General features: G+C 58.3%; 6 protein-coding genes. All 6 read left to right on the top strand.

From position 1 onward, the window contains the following. The first annotated feature begins 825 nt into the window (after window positions 1-825). The 6 genes from E1B00_RS15460 to E1B00_RS15430 all read left to right on the top strand — a co-directional run bounded on the left by E1B00_RS15460 (window position 826) and on the right by E1B00_RS15430 (window position 8,601). Window positions 826-1,119, top strand: a complete 294-nt coding sequence (locus E1B00_RS15460; protein WP_139450476.1) for a GIY-YIG nuclease family protein — start codon at window positions 826-828, stop codon at window positions 1,117-1,119. Between the two features lie 416 nt (window positions 1,120-1,535). Continuing rightward, window positions 1,536-2,213 carry a hypothetical protein gene (locus tag E1B00_RS15455; protein ID WP_220396310.1) on the top strand — a complete coding sequence of 226 codons (678 nt, stop codon included), beginning with the start codon at window positions 1,536-1,538 and terminating at the stop codon, window positions 2,211-2,213. Window positions 2,214-5,437: 3,224 nt separating this feature from the next. Then, a complete protein-coding gene (locus tag E1B00_RS15450) occupies window positions 5,438-5,725 on the top strand; it encodes a hypothetical protein (protein WP_139450473.1) in 288 nt (95 codons plus the stop codon). A gap of 362 nt (window positions 5,726-6,087) precedes the next feature. Continuing rightward, window positions 6,088-6,318, top strand: a complete 231-nt coding sequence (locus E1B00_RS15445) for a KOW domain-containing RNA-binding protein (protein ID WP_139450471.1) — start codon at window positions 6,088-6,090, stop codon at window positions 6,316-6,318. A gap of 592 nt (window positions 6,319-6,910) precedes the next feature. Further along, complete coding sequence (locus E1B00_RS15440; RefSeq protein ID WP_220396309.1) at window positions 6,911-7,189, top strand: DUF6959 family protein; 279 nt, start codon at window positions 6,911-6,913, stop codon at window positions 7,187-7,189. 1,013 nt (window positions 7,190-8,202) lie between these two features. Further along, window positions 8,203-8,601 (top strand): hypothetical protein, encoded by a 399-nt coding sequence (locus tag E1B00_RS15430; RefSeq protein WP_139450466.1) that lies wholly within the window; start codon window positions 8,203-8,205, stop codon window positions 8,599-8,601. Window positions 8,602-9,123: the final 522 nt, after the last annotated feature.

Below are 9,123 nucleotides of genomic sequence, written 5' to 3'. Positions count from 1 at the left end.
CTCTCGCCGCGGTGATTCCTCCGCTGTTCTACATCGGGTACTTTGTCATCCCCAAGGCTGCCAACGCGGTCTAACTAATCATTCAAGCCGACGCCTTCGGCGCGGCTTAACTCGGGCGTTAGGCGTCATGAGCAACAGGACATTCGCATGCCTTAGCTGCCGTAGGCTGCAAAGGAAGCCCCAGTCAGTGGAGTCCTTCAGCTGCCCGGTCTGCAGGTCCGAGTGCGTGCGGGTTCACTGGAAGCTTCATGTCCCAGCTCCCCGCAAGACCAAGAAGTGGGACAAGTTCTGGGCCACCTACCTGGCCGAGCTACGGCAACTCGCTGAGTTCCGGTCGGGCAACGGTCCAGCGGAGGTATATTTGCCTCTGCTCAATCAACGGCACGCTCGTCCGGGTGCCTAACTAATCATTCAAGCCGACGCCTTCGGCGCGGCTTAACAAGGGCGTTAGAGCGCAGATGCAGCAAGCCGGAATGCCATTCAATTCTTCTGTAGTTTCTGGCTACCTTTTGGCTTTACTGGCAGGATCTATTGCGGTTGTTGTCGGCGTCCTCTTTGCCATGTTCCTCCCACCAGATCAATCCGGCTGGATGGGCATTGCGCTGGTGCCTCTGTGGCTCTTACTAGAGTTCTTTCTGGAGGCGCTTGTTCACGTCTTCAGCCTTCGGGGGCGGCCCAGTAGGCTAGCGGTAGCTGCAGTAGTGTTGGCAGGGTTCTGGGGCGGGGCGCTGGTCTACCCCGTCGTAGCGCTCTAACTAATCATTCAAGCCGACGCCTTCGGCGCGGCTTAACTAAGGCGTTAGGCCTCTAAAGCGAGAGCTAGCTATGGTGATCTACAAAATCACCTACCCAAACGGGAAGATTTACGTCGGCCAAGACCGAACAAATAGCATCAACTACTTCGGTAGCGCAGACAGCGCTCTGATTGCCAAGGACTTCCCCAAGGACATGCGCCAGAGCTTCACGGTTTGCCGAGACATCCTTTGGGAGTCCGAGACAGCAACCCGACAAGAGGTCAATGCCAAAGAGCTTGAGTTCATCTTGCTGCTCCGGTCCAATGATCCAGCAGTTGGCTACAACCGGTGGCCACGCTTCCGTCCTTCCGGCGGCGAGGCCTAACTCAACATTCAAGCCGACGCCTTCGGCGCGGCTTAACTAAGGCGTTAGGCCTTCAACAGCTCGGCCTTCTGCGCTCAAGCGGCGCTCCGCATTTCTGTTCCTGCTCAGCATCAGAGCAGTCCTTGCCGGCCCGGCCGCTCCATCAAGCGCATCTCGGCCTCGGCGGCCGGTTCGGCTCCAGCGCAATCCCACTTCCTAGGGCGGCCTGCCGTCAGCATCCGGTGCCGCTGGCCCCGGGCCACTACCTCCACGCGCTTGCAACCATGCAGCCCGCGGCTTAGCGTTGGCCTAACCACGTGCTCAAGCGGACGCCGGTCCGTCTATCTGGCACAAATGACTGCCGCGGCCGGCGCCGCTTAGCTTAGGCGTTAGCTGTCGTTATGACTCTACTTCTTCGCCTATTGAAAGAATTCTGGTTGCCGGCTCTCTTGGCCGCAGCCTGGACAAGTTTCAATCTGTACACGGCACCAGAGAAATGGAACTTCAAAGTCCTAGTGAACGTCTTCGGACCCTCCTTCTTCCTTGCAAGCTGGGCCACAGGTCAGTTCTTCAGGGTGAAGAAGCAAGCTCTTGTAGAGAAGAACCTTTCAGCCATTGAACAGCGTGTTGAGGGCGTGCTATCTCGGATCGAGCAACAAGCGCGAGATTTCGCAGGCTATACAACCGGCACCGACGGATTCGCCTCTTTCGAACCAATGATCAGAGAGAAGGGCTTTATTGAGCTCGGTTTGATCAACTTGTCGACCTACCCAGTATTTGATGTTCAAGCCGAAGTAATTGATCTCGACGAAGCCATCGATCCGGACAAAGGCAAGTTGTGGACCAGGCATCTCTTCCACGCCCAAAGCCTTTATCCAAGCAAAGCAATAATGAGCGCATATAGATTTGACATGCGTGGCCGCCAACGCCTTCGAATAAATATCTTCATCTTTACAAGGTCAGGCGGTGCAACCCAGCAATTGCGAGTGGATAACTCAGGTGATTGGCCGCTTATCGCTGTCAGAACGATGAATGGCGATCAAGTCGTAGAGCTCAAGGTTCCTGAAGCCTTCCCTGGCTACGACCCTCAGAATCCAGCTGCATTGTTTTCATAGCTGTTCGCTAGGCAGCTAACCAATCATTCAAGCCGACGCCTTCGGCGCGGCTTAACTAAGGCGTTAGGCCTCAAACAGCGCGGCCTTCCTTGCTTAGGCTCTTCGCATTCCTGCTTCGGTCGAGCATCAGAGCAGTCCATGCCGGCCCTGGCTAATCCTCACGCGCGTCATGGTCTCAGCGGCCGGATCGTTCTCGGCGAGGGCCGCGTGCCCTGGGCGGCCTGCCGTTGGCATCCGGTGCAGCTGGCCTCGGGGCCACAACCTCCTCGCGCTTGCAGGCACGCAGCCCGTGGCTTAGCGTTGGCCTAACCACGTGCTCAAGCGGACGCCGGTCCGTACATCTGGCACAAGTGACTGTCGCGGCCGGCGCCGCTTAGCTTAGGCGTTAGGCATCAAGATGCGCGAGTTCGAACCAGTGCTTCAACTCGATGACTGGTACGACGGCCCTCGGGCCGGGAGAGCACTTTATTTAGGCTCCCCTCATTCGTTTCGTTCACGCATGTTGGACGTCCACGAATACCGGGACGACTTCGAGTCCGTAGACATCTTTGAGTTGGTTCCGGAGGGCGCTGAGCCTCAAGCACCGGCCTTGCTAGCGTCAGCAACCTTTCGCAAGGCCGAGGCCGAGTCCACCTCTGGGTGGGAGGTGTCCTGGGCTCCTCTTGGGCTACCATCGGCCTAACTAATCATTCAAGCCGACGCCTTCGGCGCGGCTTAACTAAGGCGTTAGGCGCATAGCAATGGGGCTCTTTCCAAAGATTGTTCTCGGCGCATTCGCCGCATCGGTCGCCGGGTCCCTGGTCGCGTCACAACTATTCTCTAGCCCCGCCGCATTCTGGCTGGGAGCGCCCGCCTTAATCATGTCGGGCTGGGCTGCCATCGGGCACATCGTGACAATCGACGACGATTCGCCGGGCGGTTGGTCCAACCAGGAAAGCTCAAACAGAACTTGGCATCGCTCCTTACGCGACCTGTCTATCAAGTTGGCCGTGTTCATTGCCGTCGGCTGGGTGGTCGTCTTCTTGCCCGCCGGGTAGCATGGCGACCTAACTAGTCATTCAAGCCGACGCCTTCGGCGCGGCTTAACTAAGGCGTTAGGCCCTATGGACAGTACGCAGCCATCCTCATCTCAACTCGTCAAGGTCGGGATGCAGCGCCTATGCAAGGACTTCAACCCTGTAGCTGAAGCTCTTGGGTTCACTCGCACGCGATCGGGCAGTAGATCTTGGCATCGGCCACATGGAGCGCTTGTAGAGATAATTCATCTCCACCGATCTGGCAGCAGCTATGGCGCCCCAATAAACAATTCTGTAAGCATCAGGGCAGAGCTCATTATTAAGGCACCGGATAGCCCCTTATCGAAAGCATGGCTGGATAGCGACAAGCTAAAGAACTCTAACGGCTACCACTATCACTTACGATTCAATGCACTCACCTGGAGCGCCTATGATCGCTGCTTACAAGATCTTGAGAGAGTCATAAAAGAGCACGCGGTGCCTTGGTTTAATGGGCATAGGGCCTAACAATTCATTCAAGCCGAACCCGCTTCGCGGGTCGGCTTAATTCTGGCGTTAGGCCTCAATCATGGCTCTCCGCGATTCAAAACTGTTCCTGGTGTTCGCTTGGGGCATAGCCGCATTGGCGCTTGTGAGCTTCGCAATGCGCGTCGTTCTCAAAGTGACGACCGGGAATGGCGGCGAAACCTACACTAGCGGGACCGGCGTTCCTTGGCACTACAACTCGGCTCTTGTTGTCCTAGTCGCCGCAGGCATAATCCTCGGGGTGGGCTTTGTGGTCTGGGCTTGGCGTCGCATTCGGCGACGGAGTCCTGGCAGCGAGGCCTAACTAATCATTCAAGCCGACGCCTTCGGCGCGGCTTAACTCAAGGCGTTAGGCTCGACAGATCAAATGCAATCCGCAAACGCCTACCAGGTTTTGGCGCGAGAGCTTGAGTTGCTTACCGCGCTCCCAGCAAAGGACCTCATTGCGCTGGTTGGCCGCGCGCCGTCGCCTCGCCTCATCCAAGTCGCCGGCGAGGACGCGGAGGTCGAGTTCGCCGCAGTCTGGAGCGACAAGGCCCAGACCCGCCTCGTGCTCACTGCTCACCTTCGGGGCCCAAGCACTTGGCACCACCACCACTTCCAAGAGAGCATCACCGTCGACGTTGCTCCGGGCGCAGTACCAGGCGCCTAACTAATCATTCAAGCCGACGCCTTCGGCGCGGCTTAACTAAGGCGTTAGGCCGCAGAAGAGCGGGAGCATATGTCGTTACTTGACATCTTCGAGCTAGGTGACGTTCTTCTGTCTTGGCGGTTCTATTGCGGGCTAGCTGCAACGGGCGTGCTCTGTTGGTTGGCCATTACTTTCATCCCGCACGAGACCATCGCCTGGGTTGTAGCAGCCCTGACCGGGCTGGTCGGCTTCGGGCTTAGCATCCGCTGGCAACATCGGGCAGACTCTGGCAATTAGGGCTCCGGTCATAAGCGGCACATCCGGCCGGCCTAACCACACATTCAAGCCGACGCCTTCGGCGCGGCTTAACTCAGGCGTTAGGCCTTCAACAGCTCGGCCTTCTGCGTTCAAGCGGCGCTCCGCATTTCTGTTCCTGCTCAGCATCAGAGCAGTCCTTGCCGGCCCGGCCGCTCCATCAAGCGCATCTCGGCCTCGGCGGCCGGTTCGGCTCCAGCGCAATCCCACTTCCTAGGGCGGCCTGCCGTCAGCATCCGGTGCCGCTGGCCCCGGGCCACTACCTCCACGCGCTTGCAACCATGCAGCCCGCGGCTTAGCGTTGGCCTAACCACGTGCTCAAGCGGACGCCGGTCCGTCTATCTGGCACAAATGACTGCCGCGGCCGGCGCCGCTTAGCTTAGGCGTTAGGCCTCAAGACCCACATGCACGAGTCCTGCCCGAAATGCGGTAACGAATTTTCGCCACGGAGTGCGGTCGTCGATCTCGGTGTAGCGCCGTCGCTGTTTCAGCGTCACGAGATCCCGCCAAGAGTTCAGTGCCCAAGCTGCTCCCTGCAATTTAGGTCACGGGCTATTCGCTACTTCGGCTTCATGGATGCGTCCAGCTTCAGAGGGCTTCTTGTGTTGGCCGCCCTGCTGGCCGCAGCAACCTTCCTTGCGCTAGTTTTCCTCTAGGCTTCTCGAGGCTACGATGAGGCCTAACCAATCATTCAAGCCGACGCCTTCGGCGCGGCTTAACTAAGGCGTTAGACCTCAATGGACACACCCCGCAAGATCGTCCTTCATTCGCTGGGCGGCTCGCGGTCCAACCTCCCCGCATTGGTGACTGCCTGGATTGCGCAGGGGGTGGGCTACGTAGGCGTTGTAGGTGAGGATGCGGCGGCGATCGAAGACGAGATCGACTGGCTGTGCATCGGCGACGGCAAGAATTCGTACTTCATGCTCACTGCCGCACATGCAAGTGGCGAGACCCTGCAAGACGCGATTCAATTGGCGGAGCAGATTTCAACGGTCGCGGGTACAGTTGCCGTCGTTGAGCTCTAACTCATCATTCAAGCCGACGCCTTCGGCGCGGCTTAACTTAGGCGTTAGGCCCTTATCCTTTGCATCAGCTTCGGCCCGTTCGCGGGCCGTTGTCGGTTCTGGGCTTCGGCTTCGCCGATGCCAGTTCACGCCGCCCGCGCCTGCGGGTTTTCGCACGTGTCGGTCATGCCACCCGGATCGGCCGAGGTCGTAGACCGACTCTCCAGGGCGGGTGTTCGTTGGCCGCCGTCACAGTTCCGCCCGCGGGCCCGCCCTGCTCCGCCAACCCAGGCTTGCAAGGCCGCTTCCCGTGACTTAGCGTCCGGCCTAACCATTCATTCAAGCCGACGCCTTCGGCGCGGCTTAACTTAGGCGTTAGGCCCATGAAGCCCAGCCATCAACAGCACATCGAGTTCCTTTCCGGCGGACACCTTCCAGGCCTTTCGTTTCGGCACAACGACCGCGTTCAGGTGGTCGGTGGCGCCCATGCCGGAACAGCCGGAAACCTTATCAGCGTCGAGGCACTTGGGGATGATCCGCAGTACCTCGTAGAGCTAGACTCTGGTCAGGACGTCAATGTTGCTCAGTCGGCCCTGAAGCCTCAGGCGGCCTAACCAATCATTCAAGCCGACGCCTTCGGCGCGGCTTAACTTAGGCGTTAGGGCGCAATGCGAGATCAAACTGGCCAAGAGAGGACGATTTTTCTCGCATCGCTCTTTGCTTGCGTCATAGCCCCGCTCTTGTTTGCATGCCGCCCCGAGGAGCCAGATCAAGTCGAGTTCGGCGAAATTCTTAGTCAACCGGCCCTACATGACGATCGGCTTGTTAGCTTCGATGCGTGTCTAATAGCAAGTCGACATGGTTCACTGATCGGCATCTGTGGTGCTGATCGCCAAGAGACTGCTGTAATTGCTGATTCCGATCTCAACGAGGCCTCGCGCAAGATCTTCGAAGCGGCCTGGGCTACAAGCTTCTCCGGCAAGCCAGTTGCCAGCTGTTTTACGGGACGCTTCCGCTATGTGGCGGGAGAGGTGCCTACACAGTGGCTAGATTTGTTGGAGTTTGCTGCAACGCCTTGCAATGTTCTGCCAACTCCAACGTAATGCGCCCTAACCATTCATTCAAGCCGACCGCCGGGGATGGACGCGACACAAGCCATGCTTCTTGGGCCGGCGGCGGCTTAACTTAGGCGTTAGGGCCCTCTCCATGCATATCGAGCCAGTGGAAATCTATTCCGACGCCAGCAATGCCGCGGTCATGCGTCATCCGGGTCGTCGCTTTCCTGGTGTGCTCGTCCAAGGAGACACGCTGAGCAGCCTCGTGGGTCAGGCATCGAGCGTCGCTGAGCGGGCGGAAGGGCTGGATGAGGACGCGCGGGACGAACTCGATGGCCTGCTCGAAAAGCTGCGAGATTTGCTCGGCCACTATGAAGAGACGCTTCTCACACATGGGCTCGACCTGCCTTACCACAGGTCCGGGACCTAACTAATCATTCAAGCCGACGCCTTCGGCGCGGCTTAACTAAGGCGTTAGGCATCACATGACAGACGACCGCCGCTTTGCGCATCAACAGTTGAATTCAGTTGCATACGTGCTTGCCGAAGAGATTCGCGACGGAAACTGGGACCACGTTCCCGACCTCAAGGCAAAGCCCGTAGGGGACTGCCTAGAGATTGTGGGCGAGCTTGAGCGTCGCTGCCCCGGATTCGCTCCAGAGGCATACAAAAGAGCCATTGCCACCGGCATGTTCGAGACACGGTGAGGCTCCGGTGATGCCTAACCATTCATTCAAGCCGACGCCTTCGGCGCGGCTTAACTAAGGCGTTAGGCCTTCATCCGCCTCATCTACTTCGGCCCGCTCGCGGGCCGTTGTCGTTTCTAGGCTTCGGCAACCTCGATGGCAGTTCACGCCGCCCGCGGTCGCGGGTTTACGCACTTGGCGGTCTCGGTGCCCGGCTCGGTCAAGATCGAGAGCCGGCGCTCTTGGGCGGGCTATCGCTGGCCGTCGCGGTCTCGCGCCCCGCGGGCCCATCCATTTCCGCCAGCCCAGGCTTGCAAGGCCGCTTCCCGTGGCTTAGCGTCCGGCCTAACCATTCATTCAAGCCGACGCCTTCGGCGCGGCTTAACTTAGGCGTTAGGCGGTTGAAATGCGCATTGATCCTCAGCTCAAGCAAACGATCATGAGTACCGGCGCTGTCGGTTCATTCGTTGGCGTCCTCTTTGCACTAGCCAGCGTTGCGTTCTACTCCGAGCAAGGTCGGGCCATATCGCTTGGGTACGGACCGGTCCACTGGGCCGTCTATGCTGGCCACGCTGTTGTTGCATTCTTAGCTTCAGTTGTCGGTTGCATCCTTGTCTTCGGGCTCTTGCCGGCCGCTCTTCAAGGCAGCATTTCTTATTTGGCTCGCCGATTCATCAGGCGCGCCTAACCACTCATTCAAGCCGACGCCTTCGGCGCGGCTTAACTCAAAGCGTTAGGCCTTCTTGGAGCTATCACGGTGTCCACGGTTGAACGACCAAAGCTTGTAGATGTAAGCGTCGCCATCCTTGCGGTTGTTTTGTTCGTTGGCTTGCTACGCTCCGTGTTCGGCCGTGAGCTGTCGAACTCTGGTGCACCTCTCCCGCTGCTGTACGTCATTTTGTTTGTCACAAACGGGCTTGCTGCAGCACTGCTCATCAAGATTTGGGATGGGGCGAATTGGGCGAGGATAATTTACGCGATTGTCGTCGCTTATGGCGCGCTCCGCTCTTTCACCGTTTTAGCCCCTATGCTTCAACAGTTATCGGCTTCCGTGCTACTCGGCATCGCTCTGCTTGCAATCAAGTCGGTCGCAATTGTGTTGCTATTTCTTCCGGCCAGTGCTCCTTGGTTCAGCCATGCGCGGCGGCAGGCCTAACCAATCATTCAAGCCGACGCCTTCGGCGCGGCTTAACTTAGGCGTTAGGCCTCATGAGAAGTTTCTGGCTAGGGTCGTCTTTGAGCCTCGCGCTTGGCTTTGGCTTGTCGGCGTTTATGTACTTCACCCTTGCTTCAAGCCAAGCCAAGAACTGCCAGATAAACGGGGTTGCTTGCTCAGAGACAGGAACGCTCAACCTCATCTGGTTCTGCGCCATGCCAGCATCCGTGTTCCTTTTCATCGTCCTGCTAGGCATCAGGGTCAAACGGCACAGCCCGCGGGTGGCTGCGTGGCTTGTTTCCTTGCCGCCGGCCGGCCTACTCATTTACGCTGCTTTCAAGGCATCAACCATGCCGTCTGGCGGCTGAGGCCTAACTCATCATTCAAGCCGACGCCTTTGGCGCGGCTTAACTAAGGCGTTAGGCCGCAGAAGAGCGGGAGCATATGTCGTTACTTGACATCTTCGAGCTAGGTGACGTTCTTCTGTCTTGGCGGTTCTATTGCGGGCTAGCTGCAACGGGC

The sequence above is a fragment of the Arenimonas terrae genome (assembly GCF_006265115.1).
Lineage (GTDB): Bacteria > Pseudomonadota > Gammaproteobacteria > Xanthomonadales > Xanthomonadaceae > Arenimonas > Arenimonas terrae.
This window is presented reverse-complemented; position numbering and strand designations above follow the sequence as displayed.